This is a genomic window from Alteromonas hispanica, assembly GCF_010500915.1.
In the GTDB taxonomy this organism is placed as follows: domain Bacteria; phylum Pseudomonadota; class Gammaproteobacteria; order Enterobacterales; family Alteromonadaceae; genus Alteromonas; species Alteromonas hispanica.
Window position 1 is genome coordinate 82,764 of the sequence record NZ_JAAAWP010000001.1, and the last position, 21,467, is coordinate 104,230.

General features: G+C 43.7%; 19 protein-coding genes and 2 tRNA genes. 14 read left to right on the top strand and 7 right to left on the bottom strand.

Features of this window, described 5'->3' with window-relative positions; genetic code table 11:
* Window positions 1–64: 64 nt before the first annotated feature.
* Window positions 65–1,198, bottom strand: coding sequence for an alanine dehydrogenase (gene ald, locus GTW09_RS00350; RefSeq protein ID WP_163109127.1), 1,134 nt, complete (start codon window positions 1,196–1,198; stop codon window positions 65–67).
* A 158-nt stretch (window positions 1,199–1,356) separates the two neighbouring features.
* Between ald and lrp the strand changes: the two genes are divergently transcribed.
* The 7 genes from lrp (at window position 1,357) to GTW09_RS00385 (ending at window position 9,821) form a co-directional block, all read left to right on the top strand.
* Entirely contained in the window at window positions 1,357–1,842 is a 486-nt protein-coding gene (lrp, locus tag GTW09_RS00355) for a leucine-responsive transcriptional regulator Lrp (protein WP_071979009.1), read from the top strand.
* Between the two features lie 201 nt (window positions 1,843–2,043).
* Window positions 2,044–4,797 carry a DNA translocase FtsK gene (locus tag GTW09_RS00360; RefSeq protein WP_163109129.1) on the top strand — a complete coding sequence of 918 codons (2,754 nt, stop codon included), beginning with the start codon at window positions 2,044–2,046 and terminating at the stop codon, window positions 4,795–4,797.
* A gap of 4 nt (window positions 4,798–4,801) precedes the next feature.
* Window positions 4,802–5,677 (top strand): outer membrane lipoprotein periplasmic chaperone LolA, encoded by an 876-nt coding sequence (gene lolA / locus GTW09_RS00365; protein ID WP_239059230.1) that lies wholly within the window; start codon window positions 4,802–4,804, stop codon window positions 5,675–5,677.
* Window positions 5,664–6,974 carry a replication-associated recombination protein A gene (locus GTW09_RS00370; protein ID WP_163109131.1) on the top strand — a complete coding sequence of 437 codons (1,311 nt, stop codon included), beginning with the start codon at window positions 5,664–5,666 and terminating at the stop codon, window positions 6,972–6,974. The genes lolA and GTW09_RS00370 overlap by 14 nt, the downstream gene beginning before the upstream one ends.
* 66 nt (window positions 6,975–7,040) lie before the next feature.
* Entirely contained in the window at window positions 7,041–7,424 is a 384-nt protein-coding gene (gene crcB / locus GTW09_RS00375; RefSeq protein WP_163109133.1) for a fluoride efflux transporter CrcB, read from the top strand.
* Window positions 7,425–7,434: 10 nt separating this feature from the next.
* Window positions 7,435–8,730, top strand: a complete 1,296-nt coding sequence (gene serS / locus GTW09_RS00380) for a serine--tRNA ligase (protein WP_163109135.1) — start codon at window positions 7,435–7,437, stop codon at window positions 8,728–8,730.
* A gap of 386 nt (window positions 8,731–9,116) precedes the next feature.
* Window positions 9,117–9,821 (top strand): SOS response-associated peptidase family protein, encoded by a 705-nt coding sequence (locus tag GTW09_RS00385; protein ID WP_163109138.1) that lies wholly within the window; start codon window positions 9,117–9,119, stop codon window positions 9,819–9,821.
* Window positions 9,822–9,855: 34 nt separating this feature from the next.
* On the opposite strand, the gene GTW09_RS00390 is transcribed toward GTW09_RS00385, so the two are convergent.
* The 5 genes from GTW09_RS00390 to GTW09_RS00410 form a co-directional block, all read right to left on the bottom strand.
* Window positions 9,856–10,203 carry a TusE/DsrC/DsvC family sulfur relay protein gene (locus GTW09_RS00390; RefSeq protein WP_163109140.1) on the bottom strand — a complete coding sequence of 116 codons (348 nt, stop codon included), beginning with the start codon at window positions 10,201–10,203 and terminating at the stop codon, window positions 9,856–9,858.
* A gap of 79 nt (window positions 10,204–10,282) precedes the next feature.
* Complete coding sequence (locus GTW09_RS00395; protein WP_163109142.1) at window positions 10,283–10,615, bottom strand: DsrH/TusB family sulfur metabolism protein; 333 nt, start codon at window positions 10,613–10,615, stop codon at window positions 10,283–10,285.
* Window positions 10,615–10,983: a DsrE family protein gene (locus GTW09_RS00400; RefSeq protein WP_163109144.1), complete on the bottom strand. Its 369-nt coding sequence runs from the start codon at window positions 10,981–10,983 to the stop codon at window positions 10,615–10,617. Before GTW09_RS00400 ends, GTW09_RS00395 begins: the two co-directional genes overlap by 1 nt.
* Window positions 10,983–11,372, bottom strand: a complete 390-nt coding sequence (gene tusD / locus GTW09_RS00405; RefSeq protein WP_071978995.1) for a sulfurtransferase complex subunit TusD — start codon at window positions 11,370–11,372, stop codon at window positions 10,983–10,985. The genes GTW09_RS00400 and tusD overlap by 1 nt, the downstream gene beginning before the upstream one ends.
* 64 nt (window positions 11,373–11,436) lie before the next feature.
* Entirely contained in the window at window positions 11,437–12,102 is a 666-nt protein-coding gene (locus GTW09_RS00410) for a Bax inhibitor-1/YccA family protein (protein WP_163109146.1), read from the bottom strand.
* A 239-nt stretch (window positions 12,103–12,341) separates the two neighbouring features.
* Between GTW09_RS00410 and GTW09_RS00415 the strand changes: the two genes are divergently transcribed.
* A tRNA-Ser gene (locus tag GTW09_RS00415) sits at window positions 12,342–12,433 on the top strand.
* Window positions 12,434–12,593: 160 nt separating this feature from the next.
* Window positions 12,594–14,060, top strand: a complete 1,467-nt coding sequence (locus tag GTW09_RS00420; protein WP_163109148.1) for a DUF3360 family protein — start codon at window positions 12,594–12,596, stop codon at window positions 14,058–14,060.
* Between the two features lie 140 nt (window positions 14,061–14,200).
* On the opposite strand, the gene GTW09_RS00425 is transcribed toward GTW09_RS00420, so the two are convergent.
* Complete coding sequence (locus GTW09_RS00425) at window positions 14,201–15,106, bottom strand: LysR family transcriptional regulator (RefSeq protein ID WP_163109150.1); 906 nt, start codon at window positions 15,104–15,106, stop codon at window positions 14,201–14,203.
* A 238-nt stretch (window positions 15,107–15,344) separates the two neighbouring features.
* On the opposite strand from GTW09_RS00425, the gene GTW09_RS00430 reads away from it, so the two are divergent.
* The 5 genes from GTW09_RS00430 (at window position 15,345) to GTW09_RS00450 (ending at window position 21,326) form a co-directional block, all read left to right on the top strand.
* On the top strand, window positions 15,345–15,791 hold the full coding sequence (locus tag GTW09_RS00430; RefSeq protein WP_163109152.1) for a DoxX family protein: 447 nt from the start codon (window positions 15,345–15,347) through the stop codon (window positions 15,789–15,791).
* A gap of 238 nt (window positions 15,792–16,029) precedes the next feature.
* The gene (locus GTW09_RS00435) at window positions 16,030–16,890 is read left to right on the top strand and encodes a DODA-type extradiol aromatic ring-opening family dioxygenase (protein WP_163109154.1); all 861 of its coding nucleotides are present in this window, start codon (window positions 16,030–16,032) and stop codon (window positions 16,888–16,890) included.
* A gap of 145 nt (window positions 16,891–17,035) precedes the next feature.
* Window positions 17,036–17,127, top strand: a tRNA-Ser gene (locus tag GTW09_RS00440).
* A gap of 533 nt (window positions 17,128–17,660) precedes the next feature.
* Window positions 17,661–19,772, top strand: coding sequence for a 5-histidylcysteine sulfoxide synthase (gene ovoA, locus GTW09_RS00445; RefSeq protein ID WP_163109156.1), 2,112 nt, complete (start codon window positions 17,661–17,663; stop codon window positions 19,770–19,772).
* 159 nt (window positions 19,773–19,931) lie between these two features.
* Window positions 19,932–21,326, top strand: a complete 1,395-nt coding sequence (locus GTW09_RS00450; RefSeq protein ID WP_163109158.1) for an aminotransferase class I/II-fold pyridoxal phosphate-dependent enzyme — start codon at window positions 19,932–19,934, stop codon at window positions 21,324–21,326.
* The last annotated feature ends 141 nt before the right edge of the window (window positions 21,327–21,467 follow it).

A 21,467-nucleotide genomic window follows, 5' to 3' on the forward strand; every position in this document is an offset into this window, starting at 1 on the left:
GAGTCTTTAAGCTATTAGCTTTTAAATTTAGCGAGCGATCTCATAAGATGGCTCATAAAATGGTTTATAAACCTTTTAACGCCACTTCAGCAGGTGTGTAGGTTAGGCCTAGTTCTTCACCTAGTGCGTCGACAACGGCTTTATAAGTTACTTTACCTTCGTGGGTGTTTAGTCCGTTAAGTAAATGCTTGTCATCAAGCATTGCCTGTACCGGCCCTTTATTTGCCAAGGCTAAACCAAAAGGTAGCGTAGCATTGTTTAATGCCATGGTTGAGGTACGTGCCACACCGCCTGGCATGTTCGCAACACAATAGTGAACTACGTCATCAATTACGTAAACCGGATCTTGATGCGTTGTAGCTTTTGATGTTTCAAAACATCCGCCTTGGTCAATGGCTACATCAACCAATACCGAGCCAGGCTTCATGGCTGCAATTTGCTCACGATTAAGTAGTTTTGGCGCTGCCGCTCCTGGAATAAGTACTGCACCTACTACAAGGTCAGCTTTTGAAGAATAATGCTCAATTGCATCAACCGTCGAGTATACGGTTTTCACTTGGCCATTGAAAATATCATCAATCTGGCGAAGACGAGGCAGAGAGCGATCAAGAATAACCACTTCTGCGCCTAAACCAAGAGCCATTTTTGCAGCATTAGTGCCAACAACACCTCCGCCAATGACAAGCACTTTACCTGGAGCAACACCGGGTACGCCACCAAGTAATGTCCCGCTTCCGCCGTGGGCTTTTTCTAGGTAATGAGCGCCTGCTTGAACAGACATACGGCCAGCGACTTCACTCATAGGAGCAAGGAGCGGAAGGCCACCGCGATCATCTGTTACAGTTTCATACGCAATACAGGTTGCGCCTGATTCCACGAGAAGTTTAGTCTGTGTAGGATCGGGTGCTAAGTGCAAATAGGTATAAAGCGTTTGCCCTTTTCTCAGCATTTTACATTCATTAGGCTGTGGCTCTTTCACTTTAACTATCATTTCTGCTTCTGCGAAGACTTGCTCTGCAGTAGGCGCAATAGTTGCTCCAGCAGCAACGTACATATCATCTGTGAAGCCAATTGCATCGCCCGCTAACGTTTGTACCAGCACTGAATGCCCGTTACTCGTAAATTCTTTTACTGCAGCTGGCGTAAGGCCAACACGGTACTCGTGATTTTTTATTTCTTTTGGTACACCAACTAACATACAAGGTCCTCTTTTACTGGTGAGCTCAGTGTGGCTCGAACAAATATTTACTGAAAAACTATTTGGCGAGTATACGTGAATAAAAAGCGAACTATGTGCTGAAAAATGCGAGTTTATAGAATATAGTATGGTTAAATCAGGCTTTAGTAATATTTTATATGCTAGTAAAAACACCTAAACACCTTGACCGAATAGACAGGAATATTCTTGTTCAGCTCCAGAAAAACGGTCGAATTTCTAACGTGGAATTGGCGAAAGAAGTGGGGCTAAGTCCTAGCCCATGCCTTGAGCGCGTAAAGCGTCTAGAAAGTCAGGGATATATAAAAGGTTATCACGCTCTCGTTGATCCTGAGAAATTAGGCGCCGCTATGTTGGTGTTTGTCGAAATAACTCTTACGAAGACATCTGTCGATATCTTTGCAGAATTTTCTGCTGCGGTGAAGCTTCACGACGATATTCAAGAGTGTCACCTTGTGTCAGGCGATTTTGATTTTCTCTTGAAAGCTAGGGTTGCAGATATGTCGAGTTATCGTAAATTGTTGGGCGACACTTTGTTGCGTTTACCCGGAGTTAGTGAGTCTCGCACCTATGTGGTGATGGAAGAAGTAAAAAGTACGTCGTCGTTGAGGATTAATTTGAAGTAATGAAAGCATGGCTGAAAATGTTGCTTTTGTGGTAGGCTGTGCAAAAATACAGTGCTTGAATATTCGCACGCTTTCAATACCTTACAGAGGCGACTCAAGCGGTAATAGAGTAGGGAATGCAAGGATCACTACCAATGATACTTGTGCTTAAGGGCATTACATCCTCATTAATGCCACATACATTAAAGGTTTTTCAGAGTTATGGCGCGATTAACAGGGGTTCAGCGAGTGTGGGAAGCAGGCATGATAGTCGCCTGTGTTTTCGCCTTCTTCTTATTGCTGGCACTAGCATCTTTTCACCCGGGTGATCCGGGGTGGAGTCAAGCAGGTTTACAACTTGATGTTCATAATTGGGTGGGCGCTACCGGAGCCTGGGTTGCCGATTTGTTATTGTTCTCCTTTGGATACCTTGCCTACCTGTTGCCATTCGGTGCAGCATTCTTAGGTTGGTTTCTTTTCCAGCATATAAAAGAACTCGATGAGTTCGATTACCTTACTATTGGACTTCGCATAATTGGCGGCCTTTTAATGGCCCTAGGCGCAACGGGTATCGCTAGTATTAACTTTGATGATATTTTCAACTTCTCTGCTGGCGGATTTGTTGGCGACGTTATTAGCTCGGCCTTAGTACCCTATTTTAATACAGCAGGAACCATATTGCTGTTGCTGTGCTTTTTCTGCACTGGGTTTACCTTACTAACTGGCATTAGCTGGCTATTTATAATTGATAAAATTGGTGAGAGTACGCTGTGGTTAACCCGTAAAGCGGTAACCGCTCCGCAGCGTGTACTTGCTCTAGAAATGCCTCGCTTAGCACTTTCAAGCAATGCTAAGACTGGCAATGGTCACTCAGGTGAGCTCGATATTACAACTATGCGTGCTGAGCCTGCGTTTGAAGCAGACGAAGAGGAAAAGCCATCACCGCGCAAAGAGGGAAGGGGACCAGAGAGACAGTTTGGCGGTAAGGAAAGCGCACCTACAGCGCAAACACCTCCATTTTATTCCCATACCGATGAGCCAGATAACGACGAAGAGGAAAGTCTTGGTGAACATGAGGGCGCGAACTCAGAACAAAGTGCACAGCACTCTACAGAACCCAAGAAATCAGCATTTTCACTTTCTGGAATGCGCGAGGCTGTAAAAGACAAAGTAGGGCTTGGCTCGTCATCGTCGTATGAAGAGACCAGTACAGCACAAACGACAATAGAGAAAACTGAGCCTACATTCAGTGCGTTTGACGAATATGAAGAGTTCGATGCTGATATGCCTTATGCCAGTGACGAGGATGAGCCTGCACATCAGCAAGGTCAGAAACAGGCCTTAGATAGCCACGAGGTTAATACCAGTTCAGATGCTAACGTAAATACAAACGTGAACGAAACTGCAGTGCAGCAGCCGTTTTCACCTGCAGCGGTAGGCGCTAAACCCATAAAACCTAAACCTGTGGTGGATGAGTCTTTAGCTCCAATGCCGTCGTTCGACCTTTTAGAACGAGCAGACAAGCACGAGAACCCGCTGACACAGGAAGAAATTGACGGCATATCTAGGCTTGTTGAAGAAAAACTAGCCGATTTTAATATTGAAGCCACAGTAGTGGGTGTGTATCCAGGCCCCGTAATTACCCGATTCGAGCTTGATTTAGCACCTGGGGTGAAAGTAAGTAAGATAACGGGCTTATCGAAAGACCTAGCACGAGCGATGTCTGCTATTTCGGTGCGTGTTGTAGAAGTTATCCCCGGAAAGTCGGTAATTGGTTTAGAGTTGCCAAATAAACAGCGTGAAATGGTGCGTTTAAGTGAAGTGATAAGCTGCGATACGTTCCAATCTAACAAGTCGCCACTCACCATGGTGCTTGGCGCTGATATTTCTGGCAAGCCCGTTATTGTAGATTTAGCAAAAATGCCTCATGTGTTAGTGGCGGGTACGACGGGATCGGGTAAATCGGTAGGCGTTAACGTCATGATTTTGAGCTTGCTGTATAAAAGCACTCCTGAAGACGTTCGCATGATCATGATTGACCCCAAAATGCTTGAACTGTCTGTGTATGAGGGTATTCCTCATCTACTTTCTGAAGTCGTTACCGATATGAAAGAAGCCGCCAATGCGCTTCGCTGGTGCGTGGGCGAAATGGAGCGACGCTATCGTCTTATGAGCGCGCTTGGAGTGAGAAACCTCAAGGGCTATAACTTAAAAGTAGAAGAAGCCAAAGCGAACGGAACTCCGATAAAAGATCCGCTGTGGAAAAGTGAAGAAAGCATGGAAGCGGAAGCTCCTGATTTAGACAAGTTGCCAGCCATTGTTGTTGTGGTCGACGAATTCGCCGATATGATGATGATCGTGGGCAAGAAAGTAGAGGAGCTTATCGCTCGAATTGCACAGAAAGCCCGCGCTGCTGGAATACACCTTATTTTAGCAACACAGCGTCCTTCTGTTGACGTTATTACCGGATTAATAAAAGCCAATATTCCCACGCGTATAGCCTTTCAGGTATCGAGCAAGATCGACTCACGCACCATATTAGACCAACAGGGCGCCGAAACGCTTCTTGGCATGGGCGATATGTTGTATTTACCGCCGGGAAGCCCCGTGCCAACAAGGGTTCATGGTGCATTTGTAGACGACCATGAAGTTCATGCTGTTGTTGCAGACTGGCAGAAACGTGGCGAGCCTGAATACATTGATGAAATTCTCAACGGTGAAGCATCTGCAGAGGTGTTGTTACCGGGCGAGCAGCCGGAAGGCGAAGAGCAAGAGTTTGATGCCTTTTACGATGATGCTGTTGCTTTCGTAACCGAAACTCGCCGTGCGAGTGTGTCTAGCGTGCAGCGCAAGTTTAGAATTGGTTACAATCGCGCAGCGCGCTTGGTGGAACAAATGGAAGCTAGTGGGGTCGTAAGTGCACAAGGGCACAACGGAAATCGAGAAGTCATTGCCCCGCCGCCAATCAAGGATTAACAACATGAACTACAGTATGAAACACAACACGAAACACAACACGAAAGGTAGTGCGAAAGGTAGTGCGAAAGGTAGTGCTAAAGAGAATGCAGTAAACGTGTTGCGTAGTGTACTTTTTGTCACATTGGGCTCAACAAGCTTTGTATTAAACGCTGAGCCAGTGGTGGCTACTGACATTGAGAGTTCAGGTCCTGTAGTTTCTGCGGAAATACAGAGTGCTCAAAAAGCAGCTAATGGCTCTGAAAGTGTTGCTCATCAAAACATGCATCAGGACATGCATCAAGAGAATGCACAAACAAAGCTCAAAGCATTGCTGAACAACATGCAGCAGTTTCGCGCTGCATTTAGCCAAACGGTAGTAGATGCACAACAAAATGTTGTTCACGAGGCAGAGGGCGTGCTCACCATGACACGGCCGAACAAACTGCGTTGGGAAACTACATTTCCAGACGAAACACTGCTTATAGCCGACGGCGAAGCCGTTTGGAATGTGGACACTTTTGTAGAGCAGGTCACTATTTTATCGCAAGATAATGCCATTAAAGACAATCCGATCATGCTGTTAACGTCGAATGATGAGGACACTTGGTCTATGTTCTCAATTAGTCAGCTAGACGACGCGTTAGCCTCAATGTCTAATAACACCACCGCTGCAAATTTAAAGAGCTTTCAAATTACGCCTAAGTCGCAAGACGGTCAAATTCTTACGCTCACTATGACATTTAACAGTAGCGATGCACTGGCAGCCCTGACCATGCTTGATGCGCAACAGCAGTTAAGTACGCTAATTTTTAGTGATATAGAAACTAAATTTCCGCTAGCCGCTGACACCTTTGAGGTTGATGTGCCAGAAAGCTTTATTATTGATGACCAACGTTAATCAAGCTTTTGCACCTCTGGCCGCCCGCATGCGGCCAACAACCATTGAAGAATACAGTGGTCAATCTCATCTTCTAGGGCCTGATAAACCGCTGCGTAAAATGCTCGAGGCTGGACATTGCCATTCAATGATTTTGTGGGGCCCGCCGGGCACCGGAAAAACCACCCTTGCTGAGCTGATAGCGCATTACACCCAAGCAACGGTGTTACGGATCTCTGCTGTCACCTCTGGGGTAAAAGACATTCGCGCTGCCATGGATACCGCGCAAGAGAACGCGCGCTATAACCAGCGAACACTACTGTTTGTAGATGAGGTGCACCGCTTTAATAAAAGTCAGCAAGATGCTTTTTTGCCTTTTGTTGAATCTGGCGTGGTTACATTTATTGGTGCTACTACTGAAAACCCATCCTTTGAGCTAAACAACGCATTACTATCACGAGTAAGAGTTTACGTACTTAAACCGTTAGAAAACGGCGCGCTGGGTGACTTAGTAGAGAGGGCTCTTGTAGATACCGATAAAGGACTTGGCGAGAGAAAACTACACATTGCTGACAACGCTAAACAAGCATTAATTGATTTAAGCAGCGGTGACGCAAGACGCTTGTTAACATATCTAGAGCTATCTGCTGATTTTACCGACTCTGATGCCATTGCAATTGGCGACATTGAACAAGCAGTAGGACAGAAAGTAGCAAGTTACGATAATAAAGGCGATACGTTTTACGACCTAATTTCTGCCTTTCACAAGTCGGTAAGAGGCTCAGATCCCGATGCGGCGCTTTACTGGTATGCTCGTATTTTAGAGGGCGGCGGAGATGCGCTTTATGTAGGTCGACGTTTACTCGCCATTGCTTCTGAAGATATTGGCAATGCAGACCCCAGAGCTATGCAGTTGTGCATTAACGCGTGGGACACGTTTCATCGCGTAGGTCCCGCAGAAGGTGAAAGAGCCATAGCGCAAGCTGCGGTTTACTGCGCATTAGCCGCAAAGAGCAACGCAGTTTATATGGCCTTCAGTGCTGCAAAAGCGCTAGCGAGAAAAACCTCTGACGCGCCAGTGCCAATACATCTGCGCAATGCACCTACTTCGTTAATGAAAGAGTTAGGCCATGGTGATGGGTATCGATATGCACACAATGAACCCAATGCATTTGCCGCTGGCGAAACCTATCTGCCCGATGAGATAACAGGCTCACGTTTTTATGAACCAAGCGAGCGTGGCCTTGAAAAAGCCCTCAAAGCAAAAAGAGACTTTCTCGATGGATTAAATGCGCAAAGTAGTAATAAACGACAATAGCGATATGCGCTTTACAAAAAGCGAGCAATAGAAAAACGAATTTTAAAGATTTAAAGGGGTTTTAGGGTGTCAAATGGCTTAGCATTGTACTGCTTTATTGCGGCAGGCGGCGCAACGGGTGCATGTTTACGGTATTTTGTTACCACAACCATAGATTCTTGGTTTGGAAAAAACATGCCGTTTGGTACACTAACGGTAAATGTTATCGGCTCATTCGCCCTGGCGGTACTCTATGGCTTTATAGAACGTCACGATTTGAGCGATTCGCCATACCGCGCGCTCATTGGCGTGGGGCTACTTGGTGCGTTTACAACATTCTCAACGTTTTCTATTGAAACGTTAACCTTGTTAGAAAATGGGCTATGGCTGAAAGCCATGGCAAATGTATTTCTTAATGTCGGCGCTTGTTTGTTAGCAGGCTGGCTGGCGATTGAATTTATGAAAGGATAAGTAGGAACACATGTTAGATCCAAAGTGTTTGCGAAGCGATATAGAACAAACTGCCGAACGTTTGGCTGCCCGTGGTTTTAAGCTTGATGTGGCAGCATTTAGTTCGCTTGAAGAAAGAAGAAAAACACTTCAATCCAGAACGCAGGATCTGCAGAACGAGCGCAATGTGCGAAGTAAGTCTATTGGCAAAGCAAAAGCACAGGGACAAGACATTGCGCCATTGTTAGCTGAAGTTGGCAAACTAGGCGATGAATTAGACTCAGCAAAGGCTGAACTTAGTGAATTGTTGGAAGAAATAACAACAATGACGCAGGGAATTCCAAATTTACCCGATGAGTCTGTGCCTGTTGGTGAAAACGAAAATCATAACGTTGAGATTTCGCGTTGGGGCGAGCCAAAAAGCTTTGATTTTGAAGTAAGCGATCATGTGGATATAGGTGAAGGATTAAACGCGGGCCTTGACTTTGCAACGGCCAGTAAAATTACGGGCAGCCGCTTTGTGGTTATGCGCGGTGATATAGCTCGCCTTAATCGTGCATTAGCGCAGTTTATGCTCGACGTTCATACAACCGAGCACGGCTATCAAGAAATGTATGTTCCTTACTTGGTAAATTCAGACAGCCTTTATGGCACGGGTCAGCTTCCTAAGTTCGGTGAAGATCTTTTTCACACTCAGCCGGCAACAGAAGAGGGACAAGGGTTATCTCTTATCCCAACAGCAGAGGTTCCGCTGACTAATATGGTGCGTGATGAAATAGTGGACGCTAAGTCTCTGCCCGTGAAAATGACGGCGCATACGCCGTGCTTCCGTTCTGAAGCAGGGTCGTACGGCCGTGATACTCGTGGTCTTATTCGTCAACATCAATTTGACAAAGTTGAACTAGTACAATTAGTAAAACCTGAAGACAGTTTCGAGGCACTCGAACAGCTTACCAGCCACGCAGAAGCGATTTTACAAAAGCTAGAATTGCCGTACCGTAAGATGTTGCTTTGCACTGGCGACATGGGCTTTGGTGCATGTAAAACTTATGACTTGGAAGTTTGGTTACCAGCGCAAAACACGTACAGAGAAATTTCTTCATGCTCTAACATGTTAGATTTCCAAGCGCGTAGAATGCAGGCGCGTTTCCGTAATCCAGAAACGAACAAACCTGAGTTATTGCACACGTTAAATGGTTCTGGTTTGGCTGTAGGGCGTACTTTAGTTGCTATTTTAGAGAACAATCAGCAGGCTGATGGTAGCGTTACAGTACCAAAGGCGTTAGTACCTTATATGGGCGGTATTGAAGTATTGAAGGCCCAATAGATTGCTCTAACTCAACAGTTAACTATTGATATATAAAGAAAAGCCTGAGTAAAATATCTCAGGCTTTTTTGTATTCATTTATGAAAGTGGTTACGCATAACGCTTAATTGTGCCGGTTTGTGCTGAGTTGTACGGGATTGTGATAAATATTAAGGCATAAAAATTGCGGCAAAGTATTTAATTCAGTATTTAATTCGCGGTTTTATTAAAGTGGTATTGTAAATGCCATACACATAAGCAACATAAACCTTATATCCAGATTTTTTCAAAAAAACAATGGTAGTACTAACTGTTAGGCTTCTCACTGTGGTACCTCACGCTGTGGAGCTTCTGAATGTGGAACCCTTAACTTTGCAGAATATAGTAGAGAATATAGTAGAGAATATATGTGCGGTTTTATACAAAGAGATACAGGTTCGCCCGCAACAATAGCCTTGCTCAATGAAGTAGGGTTACAAGGCACAATGCCACTGTTTAAAGAGGAAGCCTTACAGGGTGACATTCTCAACTTTTATCCTGCCTTTGGCGGCAATGTAGAAAAGCGCATTACCAATCTTATTGTTGATCATTCAAATACAATACATCCAACGTGGTGGTTTGATGCCAAGATCAATGGCGACAATATAGACCTTGGTAAACGCACCACGTTTAACGCAAGAAACTTGGACAGTTCTTATTGGCAGAAAGCGATTACTAGACGCCGCGGCATTGTTGTTGCTACAGCAGTGGGCGAGTCTAACCTGGAGGGAAAGGGTAAATCACATTATTTAATGCGGCCTAAGTCTGGCGCGTTATTATTGGGCGCGGTTTATCGAGTCTTTAGCAACGGGTGTTTTAGTTGCGCCGTGGTAACCAGACCGCCGAGAGAAGACTTTAGCATGTATCACGAAAAATCGATTCCCTTTTTCTTACCTCATGACAAAAGCGCGATTAATGCTTGGCTTAGCAATGAAGACAGTTCTTTTGTAAATGATTTACTGGCTAACCCACAAATTTATACAGATTTAGAAGTGACTAAGGTTAAAACATTTAAACGTGGCGAAGCGATATCTCCGTCGGTTTTATTACCCGCTAGCCAGCCGCATTGTTAGCGATATAATTAGAGGTTTAGCGAGACATATGTGTTTACAAGCAGCGAGCAGGTTTGGGTAATCCTGCTAGCTTTGTGGCCTGCTTAGCAGGGCCTTTTTTAAACAGGCGCTGTAGATAACGGCTATTGCCTTTTTCAGGCCCAAATTTATTCGCCATAGCTTTTACTAATGCTCTAATGGCTGGGCTTGTCTCGTATTCCTCATAAAACTCGCGAACAAATCGAACCACTTCCCAGTGGGCGTCGGTAAGTTCGATGCTTTCCTCCTTGGCTAACAAGGGCACCATGCCTTCATCCCACAAAGTGTAATCTAGCAAATAGCCTGCTTTATCTGTTGGGATCTCTTTTCCATTGTAGGAAAAACTAAATGTTTCTTGTGACATGTCTTTCGCCATTGTTAATCAGAGTATTTTTCATTTGTGACTTGTTCTTCACAGCTGCTTTTAGATACTAAGGCACGCCCTAGATAGCAACCCAATGTTGATGCTGCCCTGATAGCGCAGCAAATTCTTCTGCGCTAATTAAAGCTAGGTGCTTTAAAGGTTTTACACCACGTGATGCTACATCGTCTGCTACTGCGTAAAGTTTAGCAGCACTTGTTTCAATAGACTGCTCTTTAAAAGCGTGTTCAGTAGTAGCTAAATGATGCTGTGCATATACTCCATCGCCCGAAAACACGATAACCGAGATGTTTTGCTTATCTCCTGAGTCATTCGCATCTTCATGGCTTAGTGCTGCATCAATAAACGCGATATCGCTGGCAGTAATTGCTCTTTTAGTTAAATTTATCAGCATTAAAATGTCACCACATGATCGGCTTTTTCAACTAAAGCAACACGTTCGTGCGCTGTCACGAGTTGGGCTTCGAGCTCTTCAATAACTTGTGTGTTCTCAAACAGCGTATGAATTTGAAAGTTTTCTGCACTGTCTTTGCAAATGTAGCAGTCTTCAATATCGAAAAAAGGCATGGATGCCAGCCGTTTACTGTGGTTTTTAATACCTTTGCTAGATGGAGTTTTAGTAAGCTGGAGCACACCTTCACCTTCAAACAAAACGATGATGTTATGGCCGTAATTAGTCGCAGCTAAGGTAAAATCTAATCCGTCTTGGCTGATTGCGCTGCCATAAGGGCTTTGCGTGAATCGAATAAGTATTGTGGCCATTAAAACTGTACCAGTCTGTCGCAATTATGTAGCTCGGTAAAAAATTCACCCAATCCTGCCTGTATAAAAGGGGCAGAAAGGTTAGCTTGGGCTATGCCGTGTTCTTGTGCCTCTTGATCGCTAACAATACCTCGTTTAACCGCCGCTGTAATGCACACCAGCAGCTTAACTTCGTGTTGCTCGCTTAAGCGCTTCCAAGCATCTTGGCCGTAAAATTCATCGCCAGTATTAAGCATTAGGTTATTGGTGTGGTAAACACCGTCGCCGTAAAAGAATAAGTTGTCTACCGTATCACCATTACTGATCACGCCCTGTATAAATTGATACGCGCGAAGAGCGCTGTCGCCTTGAAAAGGCGATGAGGTAATTAAAACTGAATATTGCGCCATAAAAAGTGTTCCAAACAAAAACACCCCGGTTAAGGGGTGTTTGTTTATAGCTTAAAACGCTAAATTAGTCGTCGCCGCCAAATGCACCTAATAGGTGAAGGATAGCAGTGAACAGATTATAAATGTTCAGGTAAAGCGATACTGTAGCGCGAATATAGTTGGTTTCGCCACCGTGGATAATACGACTAGTGTCGAACAGAATGAAACCAGACATAATAAATACGATAGCAGCACTGATTGCTAGGCTAACCGCCGGCACAGCAAAGAAAATGTTCGCGATTGCAGCTACAAGCACTACCACCAAACCTACAACCAAGAACCCGCCCATAAATGAGAAGTCTTTCTTGGTAGTTAAAACATATCCTGATAGAGCGAAAAACACTAACGCTGTTGCACCTAATGCTTCCATAATCAGACCTGGACCAGCCACGCCTAGATAGAAGTTTAATGTGTAGCCAAGCGATGCACCCATAAGGCCGGTAAATACAAACACCCAAAAGATACCTGATGAAGAGTCTGCTTTTTTCTGTACAACAAATAGAGTGATAAATGCGCCTATGGTCATGCCTAAAGACATCATAGGAGAAATACCTACTGCCATGGCGACACCTGCACAAACTGCACTAAACGCTAGTGTCATCGCAAGCAGCATGTAGGTGTTGCGTAGAACCTTGTTCGTCTGCAATACCGATGGTTGAGATGCACTAGAATACATCGAACGTTGATCCATTGTTTCCTCCAAAAGGACTATGATATGACCACAAATGGTACACTGTTAATTAGTGTATGTTGTATGGGTTTTAGTTCCCATTTTCAAGTAGTTTCAGATGAAAAAGACGTTATGTGCCTATAAAAACACCCAAGGCACTCAGTTGATACGTTATTTGATTGATTTATGGGCACTTAAATAAGTTTTTTAATTTTTCCCTTTACAGCGAAAAAAATATCATTAAGATACGCAGCACTTCTGGAGAGTTGGCAGAGCTCGGTTTAATGCACCTGACTTGAAATCAGACGTGGGGTCAAACCCACCGGGGGTTCGAATCCCTCACTCTCCGCCAGATTAGATAAACCCGCACATCGTTGCGGGTTTTTTTATGCGCCAAATAAAAATGCCTTTTTAGCTGTTGGCTAACCTTTTGTCTAAGACTACAGTCGCATTGTTACCGTTCATACACCTGTTTACCCTTGCGCTTCCTTTTTGCAACCTACAGGTGTTTTGTGTCTCAAGATAGCTCTTCTTATCAAGAACTACACAAGCCAAGTGGCTCATTTGAAACCCGAGATGATTATCTCAACCACGAATTAAAAATACTTTCCCCAAAACGTTGGCGCCCTAATATCCCATTAAAAGACTATCGCATAGAGTGGGAAGATTTTATTCCAGGTATGGCAGCTACCATAGGAAAAATAGTTATGGTGGCTGCTGTAGTAGGGGCTTTTGCTGCACCGCTTGGCCTATCACCGGAATTTGTAATTGAAAATGTTCGCTTCGAGCTATTAATAGCCGCTGTTTTGTTTGTTGTGCTGATTTCTGGCTTTTTAAATCCTACTGCAAATTTGGCAGGAACGCATGGGCCCTTACTGCCACTTGTACCGCTTATGGTGGCATCTGGCGGCCATCCTATGGCATTGGGTTTACTTATCGGTGTGTTTGGCTTTTTGCTTGGAATAACGAAGGGGGGCAGTCTTCTGGCCAGGCTCACCAGTAACGGTGTGTGTGGTGGATTACTACTGTATCTTGGGTTCATTGGTATTACAGGCCAAGTGAAAAAGCTTTTTGCTTGGGCTGAAGGCTTTGATATGGGCTATGTGGCGTTCGTTGTGCTTGTTGCTACTATTATTATGTATGCTTGGCTGGAGCACATTAAAAAACGCTGGCTGGCTATTCCTCTCGGTGCCGTAATGGCGGCAGTACTCGCCCTAGCATTAGGGGCACCGTTTGAGTTCTCAACCACGCCGGGAATACCTAATTTAAACCCAGCATATTGGTGGGGAGAAAATACAGGTTGGCAACTAGGTCTACCAGATTGGTCAAATTTTGTTGCTGTATTACCCTTTGCGGTATTAGCGGTTGCTATGTGGTCTCCCGACTTTCTAGGTCAGCAGGTGTTCCAAAAGCTAAGTTACCCGAAGAACAGCGAAAAAGCCTACATGAATATCGATGACACTATGATAGCGGCGTCTTCTCGCCAAGCAGTGGGTTCTGCGTTGGGAGGAGGCAACATCGCATCTTCATGGGGAACTTACATCATCCCTGCATCAATTGCCCGTAGGCCTATTCCTGGCGGCGCGATAATAACAGGTGTTTTATGCGTTATTGCTGCCATTTGGGGTTACCCAATGGACTTAGCAATTTGGCCACCAGTATTGTGTGTTGCTTTAATCGTGGGTGTATTTTTACCTTTGATGGAAGCGGGTATGCAAATGACTCGCGAGGGTAAGACAACTCAATCTGCTGCCCTTGTCGTAATAAGTTCCGTGCTGGTAAACCCAGTTTTTGGTTGGTCGTTTACTATGCTGCTAGATAATTTAGGTATTGTGGGGTGTAAAGATCGCGCTCTGGATCTCGGCAAGGCAGGGAGGTGGCTAATACCTGGCATCACTTTTATTGTGCTTTGTACTGTTATGGCGCTCATCGGCATGTTCCCTGGAGTGCCTGCAATAATGGATACGTTTCGCGTCTAGTAGTCTATTTTATTAACAGCTAGGCGCTTTCATTGAATTTTAAAAAGCTTTTAATACGCACATTTATGCCTTTGCTATCCTATAAATGACAATTTATAGGTGGCGAAGGCAGCGTATAGAAGCTTTTTATGATTTCTGTTTCACTGGTCCCAATATGGCTCTTCTTTGAAAAATTCGCACAAAAAATCGATAAATACTCTGAGTTTTGACGACACTAATTTTCTGTGAGGATAAACCGCATAAAGAGAAATTGATTGGGGAACAAAGTCTTCTAAAATAGACACCAGTTCTTGGTTTTTAAGTGCTTCGGCTACTATAAAAGTTGGCTGTAAAACATAACCTTCACCTTGTGCTGCCACATCAGATAAAACTTCACCGTTGTTTGCCGTTAGCCGAGGTGTATGCTTTTGTGCATTAGCTTTTAACGCCTGTATAAGTTCAGACTCTTCGTTTTCGTAATTAACATGGGAGTACTCTAAATAATGCTCGGGTTTTAATTGCGAAGGATGCTCGGGGATACCGTATTTCTTGAGGTAACTCGGCGACGCACAAAGAGCAAGCTTGATGGTTGTAATTTTCTTTGCCACAAGCGAAGAATCACTAAGAACACCTGCACGCAGTGCCACATCTAAACCTTCATCCACCACATCCACTTTTCTGTCGTTAAGCTGCAAATTAATAGAAACATCGGGAAATTGTTTTTGAAAAGCACTTAAGCAAGAGGATAAATGAAGCGTAGAAAATGAAACGGGAGCGCTCACTCGTAAGGTGCCTTTTACTTGCGTACTAAGTAGCCCTAGTTGCCCTTCCATATCATTCATACTTTCAAGTATGTGATTAGCATGTTGCAAACACTGATATCCAGCTTCGGTTAAATGTATTTTACGCGTTGTGCGATTAAAAAGTCTCACGTCTAACTTCTTTTCAAGCTGGCTTATGTATTTGCTAACCAGTTGATTCGATGTATTTAATCGCAGTGCCGCATTAGTAAAACTACCTTCGTTAACCACCGTGACAAAGGTTTTCAGTAAATCTATCCGATCCATTTATTGCCTCTAAGCTGCATTTCTATAAATAGGGAAGTTACAAAGACAAACGCTAAAAGGTTGCCAATTTACAACAAAACATTGTTAATAATTCAACAGCTGGCGTATTTATTCAAGTTATGTTGCTAGTTAAGATTTACAGACACCTTAAGTGAGCCGCTTTTTACAACAAGCAGCCAAATGCAATTTACGTCATAACTTAACGTTACGACGAACTACAAATTTAGGAGCAACAACTATGAAAAATTCAATACTAAATAAAATTTTTATTACCAACGACAGCATCGCGGGTGCAATATTACGTTTACCAGTTGGCATTATTCTGGCTGCCCATGGCGCACAAAAGCTATTTGGCATGTTTGGTGGATACGGCTTAGAGGGCACTGCCCAGTGGATGGAAAGTATTGGGCTAGCACCTGGATTTGTTATGGCACTTTTAGCGGGTAGCGCTGAATTTTTTGGCGGTATAGCGTTAATACTTGGTTTTTTAACTCGACCGGCTGCCGCGGTAAGTGCTTTTACCATGTTAGTGGCTATTTTTAGTGTACATGCAAGTAACGGTTTATTTATGAGTAATAATGGCTATGAGTTTGCTTTATCGCTTTTCGCTATCACCGCTGCACTTGCGGTACAGGGTGGAGGGAAATACTCAGTAGACAAACTCATTGTCAGTAAACTGAATTAACAGCACGCGCTTGCAAAACGGTGGTGTATCAAACATTACGCTTTAACGTTTACCACCGTTTTGACTTGTTACTCAAACATTTTTCATTCTTTCTCATCTCAAGAGTTATCACACGCAAATGCGAACTCATCAAGTTTGTTGCGTGCCTAGTCTGCTTTAAAAAACAACTCTTCAAGAACAGCCCTTAAAAAAGCTGCTCGTTAAAGAATAGGGTAAATAATTGTAAAAGGTATTAACCATGGCAAGAGTCTCAACCGCCTATATTACTCACGGGGGCGGACCGTTGCCCTTACTAAATCATTCAAAACACAGTGAAATGATCAAAACATTGAATGAATTAACAGGCAAAATTGGTCGGCCAGATTTTATTGTAATTGTCAGCGCTCACTGGGAAGAGCCTATGTTTACAGTTACTGCTAACTCAACCCCAGACATTATCTACGATTACTATGGTTTTCCCGAACAAGCCTATTCTTTGAAGTATGATGCACCGGGCTTTCCAGCACTTGCTCATTATCTAGCAGAGACTTTACAGGGTGAAAATATACCGCTAGCAACAGATGAGGCCAGAGGGTTTGACCATGGAATGTTTATACCGCTTACATTAATGTTTCCACACGCAAACATCCCCTGTATTCAAGTTTCTTTGAAGGCTGATTTAAATTCTGCTGAACATATTCAACTCGGCGCAGCGTTAAAAAGTGCGCTTTTGCGCTATAACAACTCTGTAAACAGTAGCGGAACTCATCTTGAAAACAATGGAGAGAGAATTTTGCTTCTTGGTTCTGGTTCCTCTTTTCACAATATGCATGGTTTTTTTGACAGTAGTGATGAAGCCTACCGTAAGGCAAAAGCGTTTAACGATTGGATGAAAAATGTGGTTGGAGGCGATGCGGAAGGCTATATAGTCGCTGAAAATCAAAGAGAAGAACAACTTATTCAATGGGAAAATGCACCTGAGGCGAGATATGCTCATCCGAGAGAGGAACACCTGATACCACTTCACGTATGTTATGGTGCTAATAAGCGCAAAGCAGACTACACAGCATCGTTGCATGTAATGGATAAACCCGCCGCGATGTTTTTGTGGCATGATTAAGTTCGTGAATATCGATAAACGATGTAAATTTAATCGGCATAAATCAAAAATTAGCCATTTTGGTTAGCATTTCGGCAGTTGGTTGATTTTGTTGAAATAAAGGGTTTACAGAGGCGGTAAAATCATTATCATACGCAGCACTTGAGGAGAGTTGGCAGAGCTCGGTTTAATGCACCTGACTTGAAATCAGACGTGGGGTCAAACCCACCGGGGGTTCGAATCCCTCACTCTCCGCCATATTACGAAAACCCGCACTTGCTGCGGGTTTTTTTATGTCCTTCTGTTTCACTTTATGTAGGTTCCATTTGTTACTTTTATTGCATAAAAGTCTGCTGTTACCCGGGCTGCAACGACTTCTTCAACAAATAACCTAGTATCTATCTGAAAAGCTATTTGAACAGTGTTTGAACAGCTACTTGCACATTACACGCTCATTGGTCATTAGCTGACGGAAACCAGCCGTTCTGTCGAACTTAAAATCAGACTATGTGTTGTATGCCATTTTATTAATAAACACACTCAACTTGTGATCTCATCTATTCTGCTCAGGGTATTTAAGGTTCATCTCATCATCATAAATACGCTGTATTATCACAACGCCCATAAAAGAAAAGTCTGATAAAACAGCGCAGATTTGCTACAACTACAATGTAGCGAAGTTATATAACGGAAAATTAATGCGTTCAATCTTGTCGAGTGTTTATGCTCGACAGCTCATCGGTAGGCACTAATTTGGCACACGTTAATAAAGAATAAAAAACGAGGAATATATGCAGGCAATGTCCACGCTCAATCTTATTGAAGGTTCTGTTGAGCAAAAACGTATGGAAGTGAAAAAATATTTTCTCGATTCCTTCGATACTTATGAATCACTGTTTTCTTGTCTTAAAAGCGACGATGCTTTTTATCAGCGCCCTGAGAAGTTACGCCACCCACTTATTTTTTACTTTGGCCATACAGCAACTTTTTTTATTAATAAACTCATTTTGTCAAAAGCTATTAACGAGCGCATAAACCCTCGGTTTGAATCTTTATTCGCCATTGGTGTCGATGAGATGAGTTGGGATGATTTGAACGACAAAAATTATGATTGGCCCACGGTAAATGAGGTTCGTTCATACCGCCAGCAGGTACGAACATTAATGTGCGATTTAATCGACACCATACCGTTTGCTATGCCAATCAACTGGGAAAGCCCAATGTGGCCAATAGTGATGGGTATTGAACACGAGCGTATCCATCTTGAAACTTCGTCTGTGCTTATTAGGCAACTTTCTCTCTCTCACGTTGATACAAGCCAAAGTTGGCCTCGCTGTCACTCATCGATTACCGATGTAAGCGCAATACCAAAAAATGAAATGATTACCGTTTCAGCAGGGAACGTGTCTGCTAACAAAACGTGGGACAACGAATATTACGGTTGGGATAACGAGTACGGTAATCTCGACGAGCGTGTCAACGAATTCAAAGCTTCTCGCTTTTTGGTAAGCAATGGCGAGTTCTTAGACTTTATAAACGACGGCGGATATCAAAATGCACAGTTTTGGGAAGAAGAGGGAAATAAGTGGCGTCTTTACACCAAAGCTGAACATCCAATATTTTGGCGTCGTACAGACTCGGGTTACCTGTATCGCAGCATGACCGATGAATTTCCATTGCCTTTAGACTGGCCTGTTGATGTTAACTATCATGAAGCTAAAGCCTTTTGTAACTACAAAAGTGAAAAAAGTGGTGAGTTAACTCGATTACCCACTGAAAACGAATGGCTACGCCTAAGAGATGAGGCTGGACTTACCCAAGCAGTTTATTCTGATGGTTTTAACATTGCTTTGCACAAATTCGCATCTAGCGAACCTGTTAACGTAAATAAAACAGGTGAATTCTTTGATGTAGTGGGCAATGTGTGGCAGTGGACTGAAACGCCCATTTATCCGTATGACGGCTTTAAAGTGCATCCACTTTACGACGACTTTACAACGCCGACATACGACAACAAACATAACCTGATAAAAGGCGGTAGCTGGGTTTCAACGGGCAACGAGGCAATGAAAGATAGCCGCTATGCATTTAGACGTCATTTTTTCCAGCACGCAGGTTTTAGGTATGTACAAGGTGAGAGTGTTATTCAAGTGAATGATTTAGATTACGAAAGTGATACACAAGTTTCGCAATACAGCGAGTTTCACTACGGTGATGAATATTACGGTGTTGAGAACTTTGCAAAGGCAAGTGCTGAGTTTTGTATTCGCGCAATGGAGAACAGAAAATCAGTTAAAGCCCTTGATTTAGGGTGTGCTGTGGGGCGCTCTACGTTCGAGCTAGCAAAACACTTTGACCATGTTGACGGTGTGGATTTTTCCGCTCGCTTTATTAAAACTGCATTTTCGATGCAGGAACGCGGTGAAGTACGCTACAACCTGATAGAAGAGGGCGAACTCACTTCATTTAAATCTCGAAAACTCGCCGCTATGGGCTTAGAGGGTACAGTAGAAAAGGTCTCATTCTCTCAAGGCGATGCGTGTAACCTTAAGCCTCATCTCACTGGGTATGACCTGATTTTCATGGGTAACCTGATAGACAGAGTATACAGCCCTCGTAAAGTGCTTGCGGATATGAGCGAACGCCTTAACCCTGGTGGATTACTTATAGTTGCCAGCCCGTTTACGTGGTTAGAGGAATATACAGAACGCAGTGAATGGTTAGGCGGTTACAAAGATGAAAACGGCGAAACCTTGAGTTCTACAGAAGCACTGGAACAAGCACTAAGCCCGAACTTAACCAGAGTAAGCGCACCTCAAGAAATAGCGTTTGTGATCCGAGAAACCAAGCGCAAATATCAGCATACGCTTTCCGAGTTTAACGTTTTTGAAAAACGGAAATAACTGGCTGCCTCGACGACAAGTGCGACGACAAGTGCGACGACAAGTGCGAGAACAAGGCAGTATAAAAAGCGCGATGATGCCGGCACCGAAACTTCTAAGTGCTGGCCATCGCTGCTCTGTGCGCTGCAGCGCCTGCCTTTTTTGTAAAGAAATGCACATATGAATAACGCTGAATCTCAAACTGGCGAAAGCATAGTGAGTAACTTGTTGGCTTATCAACACGTTTGGGAGGCTCCGCGTTTTTGCAAGCCATTAACTGCAACCTCACAAGACAGCACTAGAGAAAGCGTACAAATAAATACTCGCGCCGAGTTAGAAACCGCAGCGCAGAACCGATTAAAGCATGCGGTCTTGGCCGAACGTTTTCCCCAGGCACCCGCAGATTCACTATCGATGTGGATTGCGGATATGGATACCCAGCCGCATTCTGCTATTGCTACTGCCATAGCCCAATGTGCAAATGAACGTTACGGGTATCAGACAGATACTCTGCAGAAAAGTGTTAGTTTATGGCATGGTGTGCCATCTGAAAACGTTATTGGTGTGGCCAGTGTAATAAGCGCTGTCGATGTGGCGTTGAAAACATTTTGCCGTAGTGGCGATGATGTCATGATTTTTGATACCACTTACGGGCCGTTGGTTGATTGCATTATCAACAATAATTTGAACGTTCATCGCGTTCCTTTTAAAACGGATACAAATAACGGCGCCAATAGACCTGGTAAAGATAAAAGCCCAATCGTAGACGTTAGCGTGCTATCTCAAAATGCCACTGCGTTTGTACTGTGTCATCCAAACAATCCTACTGGCACCGTACTCTCAGCAGATCTTCAAACAGAAATCATACAGTTTTGTCACCAAAATAATATCACCATTATTACCGATGAGGTGCACAGTGAATTCGGTTTTGTTGATGAAGACAGTCCAGAAGCGATCCCGCTGTTTGGATCCGGTGTAGACAGGCGCCTGCAAAAAAACATTGTTCATGTTAACAGCGCGTCAAAAGCATTCAATCTCGCTGCTATCCCTGGTGGTTCCTACGCCATCATTGACGATAGTGAGCGACGAGAAGCTTTTCGTGCCGCCATAACATCACGGCATTTAGATGCCAGTAATCTGTCGCAAATTGCATTGCAAGCTGCTTATAACAACTCAAAGCAATGGCTAGATGAAGTGCGAAGTGCGATTGCATTAAACCGCAAGCTAGTTCATTTGTATTTTAAAGAACATCATATTAAGTGTAGTTACACGATGGGGCAGGCGGGCTACTTTTTATGGTTATGCCTATCTGATGTACATCATGCTTTGCCGGCACAAAAAAATTCTACTGTGCAGACGCTAAGACAGGATCAGACGCAAGATATAAGTCTTTTGTTTGGGGGTAATGACAAATCAACTGTGTTTAAGCCGGCGTCAGATTTTGAAACCTGTATAAAGCGCGGCGTTGTTGGTAGCGATGGAAGTCTTTTCAATGCGCCAGGCTTTATTCGACTGAACCTTGCTTGCCACCCTTTGCAAATAATAGAAGCTTTAAATAGACTATTTTTCGTTTAACACGCCCTAAACTAAAAAATGAAGTATGCTTCACCTTGGCGAATCTCGTGGTATTATGCCTACAGAGCCATTAAAAAATAATAAATCTATGCGTATAGCGATTTATACAATCGTTTGTAAGACGCGATGTTAGTGAGACAA

Coding starts and splice junctions, on each gene's coding strand:
- GTW09_RS00395 (WP_163109142.1), bottom strand. CDS start 10,615: ATGCTGATAAATTTAACTAAAAGAGCAATTACTGCCAGCGATATCGCG.
- GTW09_RS00360 (WP_163109129.1), top strand. CDS start 2,044: ATGGCGCGATTAACAGGGGTTCAGCGAGTGTGGGAAGCAGGCATGATA.
- GTW09_RS00425 (WP_163109150.1), bottom strand. CDS start 15,106: ATGGATCGGATAGATTTACTGAAAACCTTTGTCACGGTGGTTAACGAA.
- lolA (WP_239059230.1), top strand. CDS start 4,802: ATGAACTACAGTATGAAACACAACACGAAACACAACACGAAAGGTAGT.
- GTW09_RS00435 (WP_163109154.1), top strand. CDS start 16,030: ATGGCAAGAGTCTCAACCGCCTATATTACTCACGGGGGCGGACCGTTG.
- GTW09_RS00385 (WP_163109138.1), top strand. CDS start 9,117: ATGTGCGGTTTTATACAAAGAGATACAGGTTCGCCCGCAACAATAGCC.
- GTW09_RS00430 (WP_163109152.1), top strand. CDS start 15,345: ATGAAAAATTCAATACTAAATAAAATTTTTATTACCAACGACAGCATC.
- GTW09_RS00410 (WP_163109146.1), bottom strand. CDS start 12,102: ATGGATCAACGTTCGATGTATTCTAGTGCATCTCAACCATCGGTATTG.
- ovoA (WP_163109156.1), top strand. CDS start 17,661: ATGCAGGCAATGTCCACGCTCAATCTTATTGAAGGTTCTGTTGAGCAA.
- GTW09_RS00450 (WP_163109158.1), top strand. CDS start 19,932: ATGAATAACGCTGAATCTCAAACTGGCGAAAGCATAGTGAGTAACTTG.
- GTW09_RS00390 (WP_163109140.1), bottom strand. CDS start 10,203: ATGTCACAAGAAACATTTAGTTTTTCCTACAATGGAAAAGAGATCCCA.
- lrp (WP_071979009.1), top strand. CDS start 1,357: ATGCTAGTAAAAACACCTAAACACCTTGACCGAATAGACAGGAATATT.
- ald (WP_163109127.1), bottom strand. CDS start 1,198: ATGTTAGTTGGTGTACCAAAAGAAATAAAAAATCACGAGTACCGTGTT.
- GTW09_RS00400 (WP_163109144.1), bottom strand. CDS start 10,983: ATGGCCACAATACTTATTCGATTCACGCAAAGCCCTTATGGCAGCGCA.
- GTW09_RS00370 (WP_163109131.1), top strand. CDS start 5,664: ATGACCAACGTTAATCAAGCTTTTGCACCTCTGGCCGCCCGCATGCGG.
- serS (WP_163109135.1), top strand. CDS start 7,435: ATGTTAGATCCAAAGTGTTTGCGAAGCGATATAGAACAAACTGCCGAA.
- tusD (WP_071978995.1), bottom strand. CDS start 11,372: ATGGCGCAATATTCAGTTTTAATTACCTCATCGCCTTTTCAAGGCGAC.